This window comes from Pseudolactococcus chungangensis CAU 28 = DSM 22330 (assembly GCF_002441885.1).
GTDB lineage: Bacteria > Bacillota > Bacilli > Lactobacillales > Streptococcaceae > Pseudolactococcus > Pseudolactococcus chungangensis.
On record NZ_JXJT01000002.1, the window covers coordinates 90,640 to 107,302 of the forward strand.

General features: G+C 39.2%; 22 protein-coding genes and 1 riboswitch. Of the genes, 15 read left to right on the plus strand and 7 right to left on the minus strand.

Annotation, left to right across the window (positions count from 1 at the left end; all coding sequences use genetic code 11):
- Positions 1-67 precede the first annotated feature (67 nt).
- A complete protein-coding gene (locus RR45_RS01735; RefSeq protein WP_031366524.1) occupies positions 68-358 on the minus strand; it encodes a DUF3270 family protein in 291 nt (96 codons plus the stop codon).
- 203 nt (positions 359-561) lie between these two features.
- Between RR45_RS01735 and RR45_RS01740 the strand changes: the two genes are divergently transcribed.
- The 6 genes from RR45_RS01740 to RR45_RS01770 all read left to right on the plus strand — a co-directional run bounded on the left by RR45_RS01740 (position 562) and on the right by RR45_RS01770 (position 6,206).
- Complete coding sequence (locus tag RR45_RS01740; RefSeq protein WP_031366525.1) at positions 562-1,491, plus strand: peptidase U32 family protein; 930 nt, start codon at positions 562-564, stop codon at positions 1,489-1,491.
- Between the two features lie 220 nt (positions 1,492-1,711).
- The gene (locus RR45_RS01745) at positions 1,712-2,740 is read left to right on the plus strand and encodes a zinc-binding alcohol dehydrogenase family protein (RefSeq protein WP_425268459.1); all 1,029 of its coding nucleotides are present in this window, start codon (positions 1,712-1,714) and stop codon (positions 2,738-2,740) included.
- Between the two features lie 100 nt (positions 2,741-2,840).
- Positions 2,841-4,127, plus strand: coding sequence for a peptidase U32 family protein (locus RR45_RS01750; RefSeq protein ID WP_031366527.1), 1,287 nt, complete (start codon positions 2,841-2,843; stop codon positions 4,125-4,127).
- 352 nt (positions 4,128-4,479) lie between these two features.
- Positions 4,480-4,695 carry a TM2 domain-containing protein gene (locus RR45_RS11585; protein ID WP_179295321.1) on the plus strand — a complete coding sequence of 72 codons (216 nt, stop codon included), beginning with the start codon at positions 4,480-4,482 and terminating at the stop codon, positions 4,693-4,695.
- Between the two features lie 13 nt (positions 4,696-4,708).
- Complete coding sequence (locus tag RR45_RS11590) at positions 4,709-4,813, plus strand: DUF2752 domain-containing protein (RefSeq protein WP_072353446.1); 105 nt, start codon at positions 4,709-4,711, stop codon at positions 4,811-4,813.
- Positions 4,814-5,063: 250 nt separating this feature from the next.
- Positions 5,064-6,206, plus strand: coding sequence for a nicotinamide-nucleotide adenylyltransferase (locus RR45_RS01770; protein WP_031366530.1), 1,143 nt, complete (start codon positions 5,064-5,066; stop codon positions 6,204-6,206).
- Positions 6,207-6,210: 4 nt separating this feature from the next.
- On the opposite strand, the gene RR45_RS01775 is transcribed toward RR45_RS01770, so the two are convergent.
- Positions 6,211-6,537: a hypothetical protein gene (locus RR45_RS01775; RefSeq protein ID WP_143188713.1), complete on the minus strand. Its 327-nt coding sequence runs from the start codon at positions 6,535-6,537 to the stop codon at positions 6,211-6,213.
- Between the two features lie 87 nt (positions 6,538-6,624).
- Between RR45_RS01775 and RR45_RS01780 the strand changes: the two genes are divergently transcribed.
- Positions 6,625-6,837 carry a YdbC family protein gene (locus tag RR45_RS01780; protein ID WP_003138959.1) on the plus strand — a complete coding sequence of 71 codons (213 nt, stop codon included), beginning with the start codon at positions 6,625-6,627 and terminating at the stop codon, positions 6,835-6,837.
- Positions 6,838-6,874: 37 nt separating this feature from the next.
- On the opposite strand, the gene RR45_RS01785 is transcribed toward RR45_RS01780, so the two are convergent.
- The 5 genes from RR45_RS01785 to thiT form a co-directional block, all read right to left on the minus strand.
- Positions 6,875-7,225, minus strand: a complete 351-nt coding sequence (locus tag RR45_RS01785; RefSeq protein WP_072353447.1) for a DUF3397 family protein — start codon at positions 7,223-7,225, stop codon at positions 6,875-6,877.
- Between the two features lie 82 nt (positions 7,226-7,307).
- Complete coding sequence (locus RR45_RS01790) at positions 7,308-7,925, minus strand: biotin transporter BioY (protein WP_072353448.1); 618 nt, start codon at positions 7,923-7,925, stop codon at positions 7,308-7,310.
- A 259-nt stretch (positions 7,926-8,184) separates the two neighbouring features.
- The gene (locus RR45_RS01795; RefSeq protein WP_031366533.1) at positions 8,185-8,652 is read right to left on the minus strand and encodes an aminoacyl-tRNA deacylase; all 468 of its coding nucleotides are present in this window, start codon (positions 8,650-8,652) and stop codon (positions 8,185-8,187) included.
- On the minus strand, positions 8,649-9,503 hold the full coding sequence (locus RR45_RS01800) for an undecaprenyl phosphate translocase family protein (RefSeq protein ID WP_167362560.1): 855 nt from the start codon (positions 9,501-9,503) through the stop codon (positions 8,649-8,651). The genes RR45_RS01795 and RR45_RS01800 overlap by 4 nt, the downstream gene beginning before the upstream one ends.
- Positions 9,504-9,732: 229 nt before the next feature.
- On the minus strand, positions 9,733-10,293 hold the full coding sequence (gene thiT, locus RR45_RS01805; RefSeq protein WP_031366535.1) for an energy-coupled thiamine transporter ThiT: 561 nt from the start codon (positions 10,291-10,293) through the stop codon (positions 9,733-9,735).
- 54 nt (positions 10,294-10,347) lie between these two features.
- A riboswitch (TPP riboswitch) is annotated at positions 10,348-10,440 on the minus strand.
- A gap of 116 nt (positions 10,441-10,556) precedes the next feature.
- Here thiT and RR45_RS01810 point away from each other — a divergent pair.
- From RR45_RS01810 to RR45_RS01845, 8 genes are all read left to right on the plus strand, one after another.
- On the plus strand, positions 10,557-11,387 hold the full coding sequence (locus tag RR45_RS01810; protein ID WP_072353449.1) for a lactate/malate family dehydrogenase: 831 nt from the start codon (positions 10,557-10,559) through the stop codon (positions 11,385-11,387).
- A gap of 113 nt (positions 11,388-11,500) precedes the next feature.
- A complete protein-coding gene (locus RR45_RS01815; RefSeq protein ID WP_031366537.1) occupies positions 11,501-12,328 on the plus strand; it encodes a MetQ/NlpA family ABC transporter substrate-binding protein in 828 nt (275 codons plus the stop codon).
- A 133-nt stretch (positions 12,329-12,461) separates the two neighbouring features.
- Positions 12,462-13,508 carry a methionine ABC transporter ATP-binding protein gene (locus RR45_RS01820; protein ID WP_031366538.1) on the plus strand — a complete coding sequence of 349 codons (1,047 nt, stop codon included), beginning with the start codon at positions 12,462-12,464 and terminating at the stop codon, positions 13,506-13,508.
- Positions 13,501-14,178 carry a methionine ABC transporter permease gene (locus RR45_RS01825; protein ID WP_031366539.1) on the plus strand — a complete coding sequence of 226 codons (678 nt, stop codon included), beginning with the start codon at positions 13,501-13,503 and terminating at the stop codon, positions 14,176-14,178. Before RR45_RS01820 ends, RR45_RS01825 begins: the two co-directional genes overlap by 8 nt.
- Positions 14,179-14,354: 176 nt before the next feature.
- On the plus strand, positions 14,355-14,798 hold the full coding sequence (gene msrB, locus RR45_RS01830; RefSeq protein WP_031366540.1) for a peptide-methionine (R)-S-oxide reductase MsrB: 444 nt from the start codon (positions 14,355-14,357) through the stop codon (positions 14,796-14,798).
- Between the two features lie 145 nt (positions 14,799-14,943).
- Positions 14,944-15,225, plus strand: a complete 282-nt coding sequence (locus RR45_RS01835; RefSeq protein WP_003138942.1) for a helix-turn-helix transcriptional regulator — start codon at positions 14,944-14,946, stop codon at positions 15,223-15,225.
- A gap of 24 nt (positions 15,226-15,249) precedes the next feature.
- Positions 15,250-15,630, plus strand: a complete 381-nt coding sequence (locus tag RR45_RS01840) for an MmcQ/YjbR family DNA-binding protein (protein ID WP_031366541.1) — start codon at positions 15,250-15,252, stop codon at positions 15,628-15,630.
- Positions 15,631-15,712: 82 nt separating this feature from the next.
- Positions 15,713-16,618, plus strand: a complete 906-nt coding sequence (locus tag RR45_RS01845; RefSeq protein ID WP_031366542.1) for a LysR family transcriptional regulator — start codon at positions 15,713-15,715, stop codon at positions 16,616-16,618.
- Positions 16,619-16,663: the final 45 nt, after the last annotated feature.

The following is a 16,663-nucleotide window of genomic DNA, read 5'->3' on the forward strand; positions in this document are numbered from 1 at the left end:
GTTGACAGATTTTAAGATTGATTGGATAGAGAAAATCTTTAGAAAGCAAAAAAATAAGCCTTGTGGCTTATTTCTTTATAATCCGTAGGAATGTTTTGATTGCTTTTTTTGAAACTTTCAACATCGTAAGAGATAATGCAATCGATAGTAATACGCTCAAGAAACTTGACATAACTGTCGAGAGTATGGCGCAACTAAAAATCATGAAGATTGAAAATACAGCAATATTGAAGAAAAAGGCAATCTCGTTAAATCTTTCAGCCATCATCTTATCATATGATGCCTTTTCTTCTCTGTAATAGTCGCGCGTAGGCGCTTGCCAGTAATTTAAATCCTCATCGTCTTTAGGTGCTTCCATACTGTCTCCCTTATCGTACTTCCCTATGATACCACGCTAAGACAAAAATACACTTTACAATTAAGTTAAAATATTACATAATGGTTACGAAATCGTGTTATCCATAAATTTTCTGTTTATTTATAAATAAATGATAGATATTTCTGATGTTTTTTGGATAAAAAATATCAGACGAAAATGTCTTTTCTTGTTATAATAAATTTATGACTAAGAAAATAAAGATAACTGCAACAGCAGAAAATTTCGAACAAGCTAAAGCATTACTTGATTTGGGGATTGACACGCTCTATATTGGAGAAAGTGAGTACGCCCTTCGCTTACCAAATACTTTCACTTGGAATGAAATCCGTGACATCACAGAACTGGCACACGCAGTAGGAGCGCAAGTAACAGTAGCAGTTAATGCGATTATGCACCCTGAAAAAATGGCAGCAATCAAGCCTTATCTTGATTTTTTACAAACGATCAAAGTCGATCAAATTGCGGTTGGTGATACTGGTGTGATTTTTGTCTTGAATCGTGATAAATATCAGCTTCCTTATATCTATGATGCCTCGACTATGGTAACAAGTAGTCGCCAAGTGAATTTTTGGGGACAACAAGGCGCTATTGGTGCTGTCCTATCACGTGAGTTGCCAAAAGAAGAGTTGATTAGAATGGCTGAAAATCTCGATATTTTTGGTGAAATTTTGGTCTATGGCGCAACGATTATTCATCAATCTAAACGCCCACTTCTGGAAAACTACTATAATTTCATCAAAACTGATGAAGAAAAATCTAAAGCCAGAAATCTGTTTTTGAGCGAGCCTAAGGATGAAACAACGCACTATTCAATCTATGAAGATAGTCACGGTACGCACATTTTTGCTTCCGATGATGTTGACATGATGACCGAACTCGCTACCTTGTGTGATTTGGGTTATACCCACTGGAAGTTAGACGGCATCTACACGCCAGGTGACACTTTTGTTAAGATTGCTGAGCGTTTTATTCAAGCGAAAAAACTGCTAGAGGCAGGTGGGTTAACACCGATTCAAGCCTTTGTCCTAGACGAAGAAATTCGCAGCCTCCACCCGACAGGACGAACGCTTGGGCATGGTTTTTATGACTTGGATCCCGATGAGATTAAATAAGGTAATTGAGTTTCGACTCCTAGCTGGTGACAATTTCGTTGCCTCTATCCGTAGATTGAAAGCAGTGCTTTCAACTAGAAAAATAGATATTTTGTCCGCACGAACGTCGTTCGCTTACGACGAAATCCTAATTTGCATCTGCGATTACGCAATGCAGTGAAACTTTCTACGGAGCTGGTCAGTCATCTCAACACCTTGAATGATGAGAATGGAGAAAAAAATGGAAAAAATGTCTGCAATTGGTGCATTTGAAGGGATTGACATCACAAATAGTAAGGCACTCGTTGACTTGAAGCTTGATAAACCAACGGCAAAAGATCGTGATTTATTGGTTGAAGTCACAGCTGTGTCCGTCAATCCCGTTGATTTCAAGGTTCGTCAAGGTTTAAAAAAGAGCGAAACACCTTGCGTGCTTGGCTGGGATGCTGTTGGCACAGTGGTTGAAATTGGCGAACAAGTCACCGATTTCAAACTAGGCGATAGGGTCTACTACGCAGGCGAGTTCAGTCGTAGTGGAAGTAACCAAGCCTTTCAGTTGGTTGATGACCGCTTGGTCGCACTGGCACCTAGCAATTTGTCAGATGCCGAGGCTGCAGCTATGCCTTTGACTGCCTTGACAGCTTACGAACTCTTGTTTGAAAAAATGGGCTTCATACCCGCTGAAAATGCCAATCAGGGCAAAACACTCTTGATTATCAATGGTGCAGGTGGCGTAGGTTCTATCGCCATTCAACTGGCAAAATGGGCAGGTTTGACAGTCATTGCTACAGCGTCACGCCCTGAAACACTTGATCAAGTCAAAAAAATGGGTGCTGACGAAATTGTCAATCACCGGGAAAATTATGTTGACAGCATTCATCAACTAGGGTTTGAATTTGTGGACGGCATCGCTATTTTACATTCCACTGAGCGTCATTTTGGTCCTGCTGCAACATTAATTGCACCATTGGGACATATCGGATCAATTGTTGAGACTGATGACCTGTTACCATTGACAAATATCAAAAATAAAGCGGCTAGTTTCGACTGGGAATTTATGTTTGCCAAGGCGCAATACCGTGTTCAAATGGCAAGCCAAGGTGAAGCACTTGCGAGAATGGCTACTTTATTTGAACAAGGGAAATTGGTCAGCACCCTGAGCAAAACCTATGATGGCATCACAGCCGAAAACTTGCGATTAGCTCACGCTGACTTGGAACGCAATGCCACAATTGGCAAAATTGTTCTGACAGGCGGTTTTATTAAGTGAAATATATGTTATAATAAGAAAGTTAAAAAGTTTTGAAGTGCGACACACTTCTTTTCAAAATGATTTAAATATCTTACAATCTTGAAAATTGGAGAAAAAAATGTCTAGAAAATTGAAACGTCCTGAGGTACTTGCGCCTGCGGGTACTTTGGAGAAACTAAAAGTTGCCATTAGTTATGGTGCAGATGCCGTTTATATCGGTGGCGATGCTTATGGCTTACGTTCACGAGCTGGCAATTTCAGCTTTGATGAGATTCGCGAGGGTGTAGCTTTCGCATCAGCGCATGGTGCAAAAGTCTATGTTGCTGCTAATATGGTGACCCATGAGGGAAATGAAGTGGGCGCCGGGGAGTGGTTTCGAACGCTCCGTGATATCGGTATCTCAGCCGTTATCGTTAGTGATCCAGCACTGATTGCTATTGCAGCTAGTGAAGCACCAGGGTTACCTATTCATCTTTCTACGCAAGCAAGTGCAACTAACTATGAGACTTTGGAGTTTTGGAAAAATCTTGGTTTGGAACGGGTCGTTTTGGCGCGTGAAGTCTCTATGGCTGAATTAGCTGAAATTCGTCAACATACAGATGTTGAAATTGAAGCCTTTGTTCATGGCGCTATGTGTATCTCTTACTCTGGTCGCTGTGTGCTATCAAACTACATGAGTCATCGTGATGCCAATCGAGGAGGCTGTTCTCAGTCTTGCCGTTGGAAATATGATCTCTATGATATGCCTTTTGGTGTTGAACGTCGCTCAGTTCAAGGTGAGATTCCTGAGGATTTTTCAATGAGTGCTGTTGATATGAGTATGATTGAACATGTCCCAGATTTGATTGAAAATGGTGTCAACTCTTTTAAAATTGAGGGTCGGATGAAGTCAATTCACTACGTCTCAACTGTCAGCAATGTCTATAAAAAAGCAGTGGATGCCTATCTGGAAAGTCCAGAAACCTTTGAACAAATCAAACCTGCGCTTGTAGATGAACTTTGGAAAGTTGCCCAACGTGAGTTGGCAACTGGTTTTTATTACCAAACGCCAAGTGAAAATGAACAACTTTTTGGCGCTCGCAGGAAAATTCCGCAGTACAAATTTGTCGGTGAAGTTGTTGCTTTTGATGCCAAGACCATGACGGCAACCGTTCGTCAACGTAATGTGATTACAGAAGGTGATGAAATCGAATTTTACGGTCCAGGTTTCCGTCATGTCACAGCCACAGTAGAAAATCTTCGAAACGAAGACGGTGAACGGATTGACCGGGCACCCAATCCGATGGAGCTTTTAACTATGACCGTACCAACAGCAGTAGAACCAGGCGATATGATCCGTAAAAATGGGTCAGGCTTGATTAATTTGTATGAAAAAAATGGTGTAGCAAAAACGGTTAGAGTCTAGAAAAGTTAAAGCTAGTTTAAAAAAATTAGCTTTTTTATATAATTAGATATAAAATTTAAAAACATAAATCTGCTTGATATACTTTATTTATAAATGTCTTATTGCTTAAAGCTAATAAATAGAGTTGCGTGATATGGCAGATATTATTGTTATTAAAGGGTATGAAGTCTCAGTTGGACTAGGTAATAATAGATCTATAATTTTTTATCATATAAGTTGAACTATACATCCCCCTAAGATTGGAGATAGTGTTGAAGTTTATGGTAACAGTGACGATGTTATTGTAAGTAAAGTACAATCTCAAGCTTTTTCAGTCCCTGAATATGGTCCTAATACTAAGCCCGTTTCAAAAATTGCATATGTCCTTTTAGCTTGTCTGGACGGAGAGTTGGGTGTGCACCGCTTTTCACGAGGTCAAGTTGGGCTAGGTGTTTTATATATCTTAACTTTAGGTGGTTGTGATATTGCTACTCTTGTTGACGCTACTATTGCTTTGGTAAAACTGAGTAACTATGATGGACCTGATTTTATTTTGATTCAAAGGATGGTACTTGGAAATAAATTATAGGTGCCCTTTTCGTTTGGTGACAAATATACCTTATCCATGCTGTGGCATGACACGCGCTTTTTGTAGTGTGTTACTAGGTCATTTTACAAAAGCGTTTACTTTCCATGCCTTATTTTGATTAGTGCCAGTTTTCTTTCTTATATTAGTTTTATACTTATTCAAGAAGAAGCAGTCTTATTTAAAGCTACTCTTAAGTATGGGGGCATCAATTTTTTATATTATTTATACGCCTGTTTATGGGCTTTCCACAAGATTTTTAAGCAAATAATCCAGCATCTCATTCAGTTAAAAGCGAGTTTTATCGCTTTTTTTGATATAATCAAAATAGATTAAAATTTCTAGACTATCGGGAAAATGAGTGGAGAAAAATGATCACAAACAACATCTCAAAAGACAGATTAACCGGTAAGAAAATAGGGGTCTATTTTGGCACCTTCGCACCGCTACATACGGGACATCAGCAACAAATTTATAAAACTGCCGCTCTAAATGAGGGCGTTTTACTAATTGTCTCAGGATACGACGGTGACCGTGGTTCACAGATTGGACTACATTTGGAGAAAAGATTTCGTTATCTAAGGGAAGCCTTTAATGATGAACCCGTGGTTAAAGTGGCAAAACTTGACGAGAATGGTATTCCTGAGATACCATATGGCTGGGATGACTGGACTGATCGCCTGTTTGAGTTGATTCATGCCAACACTACATCTGAAAATCTTGAGGTCACTTTTTACGTTGGTGAAGCGGATTACGTCACTGAATTGGGCAAGCGTTTTCCCAAAAACGATGGTAATACCTATGCAGTCGAAATAGCTGATCGCAAGGATATCCAGATTTCTGCCACCATGATTCGGCAAAATCCACAAGCCTATTGGCAGGAAATCAATCGCGTTTTTCGTCGTCAGTTTTCAAAAGTTGTGACAATTATGGGCTCAGCCTCAACTGGCAAAACGACCCTAGTGCGTCGGCTTGCACGCTCGATTAATGCACCGTTTTCTGAAGAATATGCTAGAATTTATGAAGAACGAGCTAATCTTGATGATAATGAGCTGGGGATGGATGACTATGCCCGATTGATTACAGGTCAGTATGATGCGAATTCACACGAAATCAATTCACCAGCAAACCAAGGCATTGTTTTTCTTGATACGGATGCCATTGTGACGCGTGTTTATGCCAAACTATACTTGAGCAAGGCGGAGCAAGAACAGCTTGAACCCTTGTTCCAACAAACAATTCGCAATGAGCAGATGGATTTGATTTTGGTTATTCCGCCGATTACAACCTATGTCAATGATGGTTTTCGAAATATGGCGTGGGAGTCATCTAGGCAAGCTTTTCATGACGAGTTAATGCGCCAGCTAGCCGAGTTTGATTTAATGGATAAAGTTGTTTTGCTTGATGATACAGGTGATGGTCGCGACCAAGGTGGTTATCTCAGTCGTTATCATCATGCGATTGATGCTGTTAAAGCACGAACTGGTATCGAAATAAAACGCCTAGAATTTTAAAATTCTAGGCGTTTTTTTGATTTATGATTGATTTTTTGACATTTTCTGGCACAAAGGTGACTTTTTTGATTTTGCTCAAAAGAATAATCCGAATTTGATTGGATTGTAGATCCTTCATGACAACTTGCCGCTCAGTGATACTCGAGATGCTGCCAGTGAAACTAATAAGGTTACCATTTTTTTCATTAAAATGAAGATGAACGGCATGATTAAAGGAGTGGGCAAGTTCGAGATTGGCCAGAACTTCAAGATCAATTTTGGTATAATCCTGTTTTTGATGCACAGACTTCCCTGAAAAGAAGTTGTGAATTCCTTTAAAAAAATTTTTCATACAAAAATTATAACATATTTTGAGATAAATTGGTCTAGATTTCGTATAATAAGATATAGGGAAAAATAAAGGAGTTAAAGATAGAAAATGAGCGAATTTAAATTTGAAATTGAAGAACACTTGATTGTCTTGTCTGAAAACGAAAAGGGCTGGAAAAAAGAGTTGACGCGTGTTTCTTGGAACGGTGCACCTGCTAAATTTGATATCCGTCAATGGTCACCAGATTACACAAAAATGGGTAAGGGTGTCACTTTAACCAATGAAGAGTTTCAAAAATTAGTGGATGAACTCAAGAAGTAAAAAAATATCGTCAGATGATTGAAATCTGACGATATTTTTAATTGGTAAAGATGACGAAAACCATACAAATATAAAGCAGTAAGGTCATAAAGAAGGTCACTCTCCAGAAAAAATGTAGGAATTTTTTTGCACTAAATTCTCGATAATAAAATAAATCAAGTAGAAGCAAGATAAGCGCCAAAGTTGAGACAAGCAGTAAGAAATAAGGTAGGATACTCACATGCGTCACCTGGCGTGAAAAATAATGGAGACCGAAAATCAAGAAAAAAGTCGCGACATCGGGTACATTAAACGGCAGATGTTTTCTAATTTTGAAAAAGTTAAAAAAGACAGCGATGAGCGTAAATATTATTATCGGATAAAGCGTAATCAATAGTTTCATGAGCATATGACTATTTTAACTTTTTTAACTTGAAAATACAACTCGACAACAGTTTACTCGTTTATGCTTAAATCTTGAAAAGGATAGGCTAAGCTTTTTCGGTCAGTTCTGTTTTTTCAACTTTCTCAGCTTGTTTGGCAGGGATAACCGCGAAATAAGGATGTGTCTTTAAAGCACGACGAAGTGCATAACCGATGAACGCTGCCAGAATTGCTTTAACAATACCAGGAATAATGAAAGGCAGGAAACCAGACTTAAAAGCAACTTGAAGTGATAGACGTGCGACAAGTGATAACCAAATCGTGCCTAAGGCCAAACACCAGGCAGCACCGATAATGTTGGCTACGCTATATAAAATTAATTTACCACGTGCGCTTTTCACCATAAGAGCAGTTTGACCCAATAGTGAAACTTGTTGGGATTGGAGTAAGAAACCAATCAAAAATCCTCCTGTTGGTCCAAGAATCACACCAAAACCTGCAGCACCTCCAGCAAAAACTGGGATACCAATAGCACCAAGGATGAGATAGAGACAAATCGCTAAAATACTATCTAATGGTTTTAATAGCGTTGCAATAATACCTACTGCAAGGGTTTGAAGTGTGAGGGGCACAAGTGGTAGTGGAATTGTTAACTGACTTGCGACTGCAAGAAATGCCGTTGCAATGGCAATAATCGCTAAGCGTTGTACTTTATTAGTTGTCATGTTTCTTTGTTTGATGTCCTGAAACGCTTAGCGTTTTAGGAAACTTTCCTTTCTGTATTGTCACATCGTGAACTCTTAAAACTTGACCTTACGAGTTGTTTGGGTCAAGCGGGGGGATTGTGAACAGATATCCGCTCAAAGTCTCTAAAATAGCTCGGTTATTTGTAAACCCAAAATACTTTTTAAGTATACAACAAAAAATGAGACTTTGCAAATGCATTTATCGCAGAAAAATCAACCATCAGGTCGCTTTCATTCTTTATTCTGAAATATCAGCAAAATTTGCATGAACAAAATCGGCTAAAAGCTGAGGTTGAAGTTGAATACTGCGACCTACTTCACCAGCAGAGACAATCATGAAGTCTTTGTTGAGCGCAACTTCGTCAATAAAAATCGGAAAAGCATGCTTTTGACGGATACCGACAGGATTGTTAGCGCCGTGGATATAACCCGTTGTTTTTTGCAAATCTTTTTGAGGGATCATGCTGACTTTTTTATTACCGGAAACTTTAGCCAGTTTTTTCTCAGATAGATGCTGCGTTAGCGGGATGATACCGATCACCGGTCCATTGTTGCCTGTTAAAGCCAACGTTTTATAAATATCAGATTTAGAGATATTCTCTGGCAGATCATCTTTTAAAGCATTTAAGGCTAGCGGATCATGGGCAATCCCTGCTTTATCCAAGATTTGTTCAACCAGGGTTTTCTTCAACTTTCCTTTTTTCATTTATAGCGCTCCTCAAGTTTGCTCATCCATAGGCCTAACCACAGCCCTAGAACCGTAAAAATGACCGCTAATACAAGGGTAAGCAGGTTACTTCCGTCATAGGTGATACTTTCAGCGCTCTGGTTGTTTGGCACGAGGATAAGGATGGTAGAGGCAGATACGATACCTAAAATGAAATGAAAGACCCGTGAATGGTGATGTTCAAGGAGATATTCCATACTTTTGGCAAAAAGTAGCACGGCAAGGATACCACCAATTGTAATCGGTAGGAAAACATTGAGTAAATCAAAGTTTTTGAATCCGATTAACATCGGTGAGTAGAGTCCTAAAATCAAAAGGAGATTGGAAGGCGAAAGACCTGGAATTAAGACACCTAAAGCAATCAGAGCACCAGCTAAGATGAAAGTTACAAAATTGGCAGGCAGTGTGCCGAAGATATAGGGCATGCGATATAAAATGACAAGACTAGCAACAAATGTGCCAATCAACCAAGACCAGTCGATTTTATCGCGCTGTGACTGACTTTCTGCCTCTTGCCACAAGGCGGGTAAGCTCCCAACAATAGCGCCCGCAAAACCCCAGAGGACGATAACTTGATAATGAGCTAACAAGAATTCAAGCGGTCGTGATAGGAGTCCAATCCCTAAAATGCCACCAATCCCGACAGGCAGGAAATAGAAAAAATCTGCCTTGAAGTTGCGACGAATGTGTGCGAGAAAGGATAACATCCGCTCGTAAATTCCTAAGATTGCTGCGAGGACACCACCCGAAACACCTGGTAAAATGAAACCGAGAGCGATGATCACCCCTTTGATTAGTCTAATAAGCCATGACATGTTTAGTTTAACCACCTTATATTTTGTTTGTATGCTTTCATTATATCAAATATATCAAAATATAAAAAATGTGCATCAAAAAAGCGCCTGAACAGCGCTTTCGATTAATGTACTCGTTTAACTAAAAATTGATACACTTTTGATTATTTTCTGTCGCTTCGTCGTTAATAAGTCTCGACGTACATCTGTACACCGTCAACTTATTACCTAACATTAACAGAAAAATAAGTCAAAAGTTGAGTATTCATTTTTCTGTTAAAACATTATAATTGAATAATTTAGGATAGGCTTTCTTAACCGCAATGAGAATGATAATTGCAGCAAGGGCTGTCATGATACCACTTACACCGTTGATAATTAAAGAATAGCTGACAGCTCCCCAGCCTTTCCAGGCGTAGTCACTCCAGAAGATGACACCAGCGACGAAATGCCAGAAGTATTTGGCAAAGGCACTGATGATGACGGCAAGCACAATATAGCGATTTTTTCCTGTTTTAGCAAAAGGTTTCTGTGCTAGTCCTGCGAATCCCGCAAAAGTGAAAGCCAAGACGTACTCAATCAAAACTTGTGGGACGCTGAGGAAGTATACCTTTCCTAGAGCGAAATGAAGTAGTCCCCAGATGAGTCCGGTTATCAGCCCAACAAGTGTTCCGTGGCGTAGTGAAATCAAGACGATGAGTGTCGTCCCTAAGCTGATTTCAAACCAGGCAACTTGGAGCGGGATGAAAGAGAGCGCCATAGCCAATGCAGCGACAATCGCTACCTCAGCTAAGATGCGAATGCTGAATACTTGAGTTTGTGACATAAAAAAATCTCCTTATATTTCACAAGGAGGGGTCATCAGAAGTCATTCGATTGAGTCATCAAATTGACACATCCCTACGGCGGTATTAACCGCATCAGGTTCTGAGGGTAAATCTCAACCGCGATTGCGGTACCCCTTGTGTTTGTATTTTTTACAACATTAGTTTATCATGATACTAGTATAAATGCAAGCGGTATTTTTTGAAACTAGCAATATTATAGTTACAATGGCTAAGCAAAGAAGTTGAAAGTGGGGAAAATAGGATGAAAATCGGAATTATTGGGATGGGACATGTCGGCGCGACACTAGCTTATACGCTTTGTCTACAAGGATTAGCTGATGAGCTAGTCTTGATTGATACAAATGAAATGAAGGTTCAAGCAGAGTATCTTGAATTATCAGATACCGTGCAAAATTTGAACCATCATGTTAAACTTATCAAAAATGATTATGCCGCTCTTGAAAATGCTGCAATCGTCGTTTTTTGTGCAGGAGATATTACTGTTTTGGAAACTGCGACAGACCGATTGGCAGAATTGCGCGTGACATCTAAAATTGTTGAAGATGTATCACCAAAATTAAAGGCATCTGGTTTTTCAGGTATCGTCATTTCAATTACCAATCCCTGCGATGTCATAGCCCTATATTTGGCAAATAGGACTGGCTTTGATAAAGCCAAGATTATCGGAAGTGGGACATTGATTGATACCAATCGTTTGAAACATCGAGCAGAACGCGATGATGTGCTAGTCATTGGAGAGCATGGTGAAAGCCAAGTCGCACTTAATGTGTCGAGTGACATTGAAAAATTGGCGACTGGTACAGGTTGGGAGATATATGCTGCTAAACACCATACCGCCTTTGGCATTTCATCAAGTGTGGCACGCATTATTCATGTTTTAAAAGCAGATACGAGAGAATTGTTACCAGTTTCATCTTATGATGAGACTGAAAATTGTTTTTATGCCACTTTAACAGAATTTAACTTGAAAGATGGTGTTTTACGACGTGTTTTACCATCATTAAATAACTCGGAAGCCAATCGATTAGCTCAGAGTATCCAAACAATCAAGAGAAATTATCAAGAGATTTGATATAGAAAAATTTGAAGTCTGTTATAAAATTTTGGTAAGACGAGGATAGTCAAGTTAGTGTTATACTAGTTTTAGTTAACTAATGAAATAACAAATTTTGGAGGAATGAAGATATGAAAAAATGGACTAAAGTTTTGGCGGCACTTGTTGCTGTTTTGGCAATTGGAACACTTGCAGCCTGTGGCGCTAAAAAAGATGGTGTTAAAACCTATGTTGTAGGTGTCGCAAGTGACCAACAAAAAGAAATCTGGGAAAAAGTCAGTGATTCTCTAAAAGATGACAAGATTAAAATTGATGTGAAATTATTTAGTGGCTATACTGAAGAAAATCCAGCACTTGCTGATGGGTCTCTTGACTTAAACAGTTTCCAACATGTGGCATATTTGAACAACTACAATAAAGAAAACAAAAAAGATCTAACTTATATCGGCTATACTTTGATTTCACCATTCGGTCTTTACTCTGAAAAAATTAAAGACCCGAAAGACTTGAAGGATGGCGATACAGTCGCAATTCCAAATGACCCGACAAATGGTGGTCGTGCACTTCAAGCGCTCGAAGCACTTAATATTATCAAACTTAAAAAAGATGCGCCTGATTCACCAGAGGTAAAAGATATCGAGGCTTACAACACTAAAATCGAGATTAAACCAATTCAAGCTGACCAATTGGTTGCGACGTTACCAGATGTGACAGCTGCCTTTATCAATACGAACTATGTGACTGACCAATTGCATACAACACCTAAAAAATCTGCGATTTATATCGATACAGATCACTTGGATAAAGTAAGTGACCTGTATAAAAATATCATCGCTGTTCGCAAAGAAGACAAAAATAAAGAAGACTTCAAGAAAATTGTCAAAGCTTATCAAACACCAGAAATTGCGAAATTGATTGAGAAAACAAACGACTACCCAGCTTGGGAAGGCGCAAAATAAGATGTGTAAAACCGTTACACCTTTATCGCTTAGGGCCTGAGTTTTATACTCAGGCTTTTTGCTGAGTTATTAATAGGGAATCATCTATCAAAAAGGGCGACAGATTGTCTGAGAAAATGGTAAAATAATGGATATGATAAATTTAAAAGATATTAGTGTAAAATTCACACAGAAAGATCGTGAAGTTGTTGCGGTTGACAATGTCTCACTGAAAGTCGACAAAGGGGATATCTACGGCATTGTCGGTTATTCAGGTGCGGGAAAATCAACGCTTGTTCGAGTTATTAATTTACTTCAAAAGCCAACACAGGGTGACGTGAGTATTGAAGGAAAAAATCTGGTTGAATTATCCAATCGTGATTTGCGTGAAGAACGTAAAAAGATTGGGATGATTTTTCAACATTTTAATTTAATGGCATCACGGACGATCGCTGACAACGTTGCTTTTCCATTAAAAGGGTCAGGGTTGACCAAACATGAAATTGAAGTTAAAGTGGCACATTTGTTGGCGCTAGTTGGTATTCTAGATAAAAAAGACGCCTATCCGAGTCAATTATCAGGTGGCCAAAAGCAACGTGTTGCAATTGCACGTGCCTTGGCTAATGACCCCAAAATTTTACTTTGTGATGAAGCAACTTCTGCTCTTGATCCAAAGACAACGTTATCAATTCTAGAGTTGCTCCAAGAGGTGAACCGTAAACTAGGCATTACTATTGTCATCATAACGCATGAAATGCAAGTGGTTAAGGAAATTTGTAATAAGGTGGCGGTCATGGAAAATGGTCGTGTGATTGAGCGTGGCGATGTGATTGACATTTTCAATGAACCTAAAGCGGGTTTGACGCGAGATTTCATTAGAACGGCGACGCATGTCGAGCAGGCTGAGAAAAAATTACTGGCGCATACGGATCAACCTGTCTACGAACTTAAATTTTCAAATGCGACTGAACCAATCATTATCGAGCTTTACAAGCGGTTTGCTGTGACGGCAGATATTTTGTATGGGAATATTGAGTTTCTGCAAAATGTGCCGATTGGTACGATGATTGTGACGCTTGAGGGTGAGAGTGGTAAGCAACCTGATTTGGTGGCGATTACTAACTATTTAGCAGAACGACAAGTGCGAATTTCTGAAATTAAACGCTCAGAAGAAAAAGAAACAGAGGTACCAAATGATTAATCAACTTTTTCCAAATGCTGCCGATTTGTGGCCTGATTTTTGGACGGCGACGCTTGAAACTTTGCAAATGACTTTTATCACGGGCGTGATTGCGGGGATTTTGGGCTTGATTTTAGGTGTCATTTTGTTGATGACTGATGAAGGTGGCCTGACACCACAACGTTTGATTTATACGATTTTGGATAAGATTGTCAATATTGGTCGTTCTATCCCTTTTATCATTTTATTAGCTGTGATTATGCCAGTGACGCGTTTAATTGTGGGGACTTCTGTTGGGACTGCAGCAGTAACAGTACCATTGGTGTTAGGTACAATTCCGTTTTTTGCTCGTCAGATTCAAAATGCCTTGCTTGAAGTTGATCCGGGTGTTGTGGAAGCAGCGCGTGCGATGGGCGTCGGAAATTTCGGCATTATTTACCGTGTCTATTTAAAAGAAGGTTTAGTGTCGATTATTCGGGCGTCGAGCTTTACGGTGATTAATTTGATTGGTTTGACAGCAATGGCTGGCACTGTCGGTGGTGGCGGACTAGGCTCAATGGCTTTGCAACAAGGCTACCAGCGTGGTCGTGGTGATGTGACTTTCTTATCCCTTATTTTTGTTTTGGTGATCGTTTTCATCAGTCAAGTACTTGGTAATTTAGGTGTTAAAGCAGCCTCAAAAGGTCGCTGATTTTAAAGAATATTAATCCTATCAAATTAGTAAAGCCTTTGAGTGAGCGCAGTTCGCATATGCCCCCGCTTGGACGAAGCGTCACGTAGGTCAAATTTCAAGATGTCACGAAGAAAATCGTAGAAAGTCTTAGTGGGCATCATTCATAAAGATAAATCGTAGAAAGAGGTGTTGCTATGACAAAATACGACCAAAAGGAACTCAAGAAACGCTTGACCCAGGAAGAATATGCTGTCACACAAGAATCAGCAACTGAGAGACCATTTACTGGTAAATATGATAATTGGTGGCAAGATGGCATTTTTGTCGATGTTGTTTCGGGGAAACCTTTATTTTCATCAACAGATAAATTTGATGCAGGCTGTGGCTGGCCAGCATTCAGTAAGCCAATTGATACAATGGAAATTATTGAAAAGTTAGACCGTTCAATTATTGGGAGAGATAGAACTGAGGTTCGTTCGGCTGATGCAGATTCTCACCTTGGACACGTTTTTGAAGATGGTCCCCAAGAAACAGGTGGTCTGCGCTATTGTATTAATTCAGCAGCACTACGTTTTATTCCAAAAGCAGATTTGGTTCAGGCTGGGTATCCAGAATATCTTGCGTTATTCGTAGATTAACCAGTATAGTGCTTGCCTACCTATTTTGATAGCTTTGTAAAATGAAACTGAATGTCTTGTCAAAAATACGAATTTATAATACAATGAAAATATGTAAGGTCTGTTGACATTGTGCATCGGGAAATAGATTTAAGAAGGAGGTTCCATGGAGAATAATATTAAAAAATTGCGCAAGGCGATGAAATTTTCTCAGGAAGACTTGGCGCGTCTGACGCATTCCACTCGACAGTCAATTAATGCTGTGGAAAATAATAAGTATGACCCGTCTTTAGACTTGGCTTTCAAAATTGCCAAAGCTTTAGATGTTGAGGTTGATGATATCTTTATCAAGAAGACCAAGTCTGATGAAGCAGATTTCGAACTTTGGTGCGAAAAGTATAGCTGTGAATTGTGGCAAAACCAGAAACAAAAACCTTCTGTTTCTTAATATAAGTTGAAGGGACTCTAGTAGATGAAAGAAGTTGATATTTGTACTTATGCAGAGACGTTTCCAGAGGCTCATACTGATTATAAAGCAGAGTGGGGCGCGACTCGTTTACTACTAGATGATAAAATGTTTGGCATGCTAGGACAAGATAAATCAGGGAAACGAATTTTAACGGTTAAGTTGAGACCCGAAGATGGTGAATTACTGCGAGAGCAATATGCTGAAATCGTACCGGGTTACTACATGAATAAGGTACATTGGAATTCAATTGATCTCGCGGGTCAAGTTCCTGATGAGACAATTAAAGCTATGATACAGAACGCTTACCAGTTGATTTTACAAGGAATGACCAAGAAAAGACAAAGAGAAATCAATGAGTTAGTATCGGATTCGACTATAAGCTAGAGCCTTGTAAAGGACAGAGTCAGCTGATAAATAAGCAAAAAAAGTGTATAATGTATGTTATACACTTTTTATTGGAGTAAAAATGAACATTAAGCAATTAAGATATGTCGTCGCAATCGCTAATACAGGTACTTTTCGGGAGGCAAGTGAGCAACTCTATGTCAGCCAACCATCAATGTCTATCGCTGTTAAGGATCTTGAAACTGAGCTAGGGTTTAAGATTTTTGAGCGCCTTAACACTGGCGTAAGTTTGACGATTTCTGGGGAGCGTTTTTACGAGCAAGCTCAGAGTGTTTTACGCGATTTTGACACTTTTGAGGCTAAGTATCTAGCGCCGACGACAATGCAACATAGCTTTTCAGTTGCCAGTCAGCATTATGATTTCTTAGCGCCAGTTTCAGTTGAGTTTTCTGAAAAAAATCCTGAGATCAAAAATATTAGATTATTTGAATCAACAACTTATAACATCTTGAGTGAGGTATCAGATGGTCTGTCTGATGTCGGCATTGCTTACTTAAATAATCACAACCGTTTAGGCATCACTCGGATGCTAGATAAGTTGGATCTTGAGTTTGAAGAGTTGATGACTTTTAAAACGCATATCTATTTGCGCCAATCTCATCCTCTAGCCAATAAAGAGTTTGTGACCAATGATGATTTGAGACATTTAAGTCGGGCTCGATTTACGCAAGAAAATGAACAATTTCTCTATTATTCAGAAGACTTGGTTGAAACCTTTGAAAATACTAAGATATATAATGTGACAGACCGAGCATCACTTAATGGTATATTAGAGCGTACAGATGCGTATGCCACAGGTTCAGGCTTTATTGATAAGGAAAGTGTCCATGGTATTCGAGTGATTCCTTTGGAAGATGGCAATGCCAATACCTTAATTTTTATCAGGAAAAAAGGTCAAGTCTTATCAGAAGTTGCTAAATCCTATAAACGCAGTCTAGAAAACTATTTTGAGCAGAATAAGTTTTGAGATAAATCTTGAAAAAATCATGAAAATGCACGTAAAAATAGTGGT

Coding starts and splice junctions, on each gene's coding strand:
- RR45_RS01735 (WP_031366524.1), bottom strand. CDS start 358: ATGGAAGCACCTAAAGACGATGAGGATTTAAATTACTGGCAAGCGCCT.
- RR45_RS01740 (WP_031366525.1), top strand. CDS start 562: ATGACTAAGAAAATAAAGATAACTGCAACAGCAGAAAATTTCGAACAA.
- RR45_RS01745 (WP_425268459.1), top strand. CDS start 1,712: ATGGAAAAAATGTCTGCAATTGGTGCATTTGAAGGGATTGACATCACA.
- RR45_RS01750 (WP_031366527.1), top strand. CDS start 2,841: ATGTCTAGAAAATTGAAACGTCCTGAGGTACTTGCGCCTGCGGGTACT.
- RR45_RS01770 (WP_031366530.1), top strand. CDS start 5,064: ATGATCACAAACAACATCTCAAAAGACAGATTAACCGGTAAGAAAATA.
- RR45_RS01775 (WP_143188713.1), bottom strand. CDS start 6,537: ATGAAAAATTTTTTTAAAGGAATTCACAACTTCTTTTCAGGGAAGTCT.
- RR45_RS01780 (WP_003138959.1), top strand. CDS start 6,625: ATGAGCGAATTTAAATTTGAAATTGAAGAACACTTGATTGTCTTGTCT.
- RR45_RS01785 (WP_072353447.1), bottom strand. CDS start 7,225: ATGCTCATGAAACTATTGATTACGCTTTATCCGATAATAATATTTACG.
- RR45_RS01790 (WP_072353448.1), bottom strand. CDS start 7,925: ATGACAACTAATAAAGTACAACGCTTAGCGATTATTGCCATTGCAACG.
- RR45_RS01795 (WP_031366533.1), bottom strand. CDS start 8,652: ATGAAAAAAGGAAAGTTGAAGAAAACCCTGGTTGAACAAATCTTGGAT.
- thiT (WP_031366535.1), bottom strand. CDS start 10,293: ATGTCACAAACTCAAGTATTCAGCATTCGCATCTTAGCTGAGGTAGCG.
- RR45_RS01810 (WP_072353449.1), top strand. CDS start 10,557: ATGAAAATCGGAATTATTGGGATGGGACATGTCGGCGCGACACTAGCT.
- RR45_RS01815 (WP_031366537.1), top strand. CDS start 11,501: ATGAAAAAATGGACTAAAGTTTTGGCGGCACTTGTTGCTGTTTTGGCA.
- RR45_RS01820 (WP_031366538.1), top strand. CDS start 12,462: ATGATAAATTTAAAAGATATTAGTGTAAAATTCACACAGAAAGATCGT.
- RR45_RS01825 (WP_031366539.1), top strand. CDS start 13,501: ATGATTAATCAACTTTTTCCAAATGCTGCCGATTTGTGGCCTGATTTT.
- msrB (WP_031366540.1), top strand. CDS start 14,355: ATGACAAAATACGACCAAAAGGAACTCAAGAAACGCTTGACCCAGGAA.
- RR45_RS01835 (WP_003138942.1), top strand. CDS start 14,944: ATGGAGAATAATATTAAAAAATTGCGCAAGGCGATGAAATTTTCTCAG.
- RR45_RS01840 (WP_031366541.1), top strand. CDS start 15,250: ATGAAAGAAGTTGATATTTGTACTTATGCAGAGACGTTTCCAGAGGCT.
- RR45_RS01845 (WP_031366542.1), top strand. CDS start 15,713: ATGAACATTAAGCAATTAAGATATGTCGTCGCAATCGCTAATACAGGT.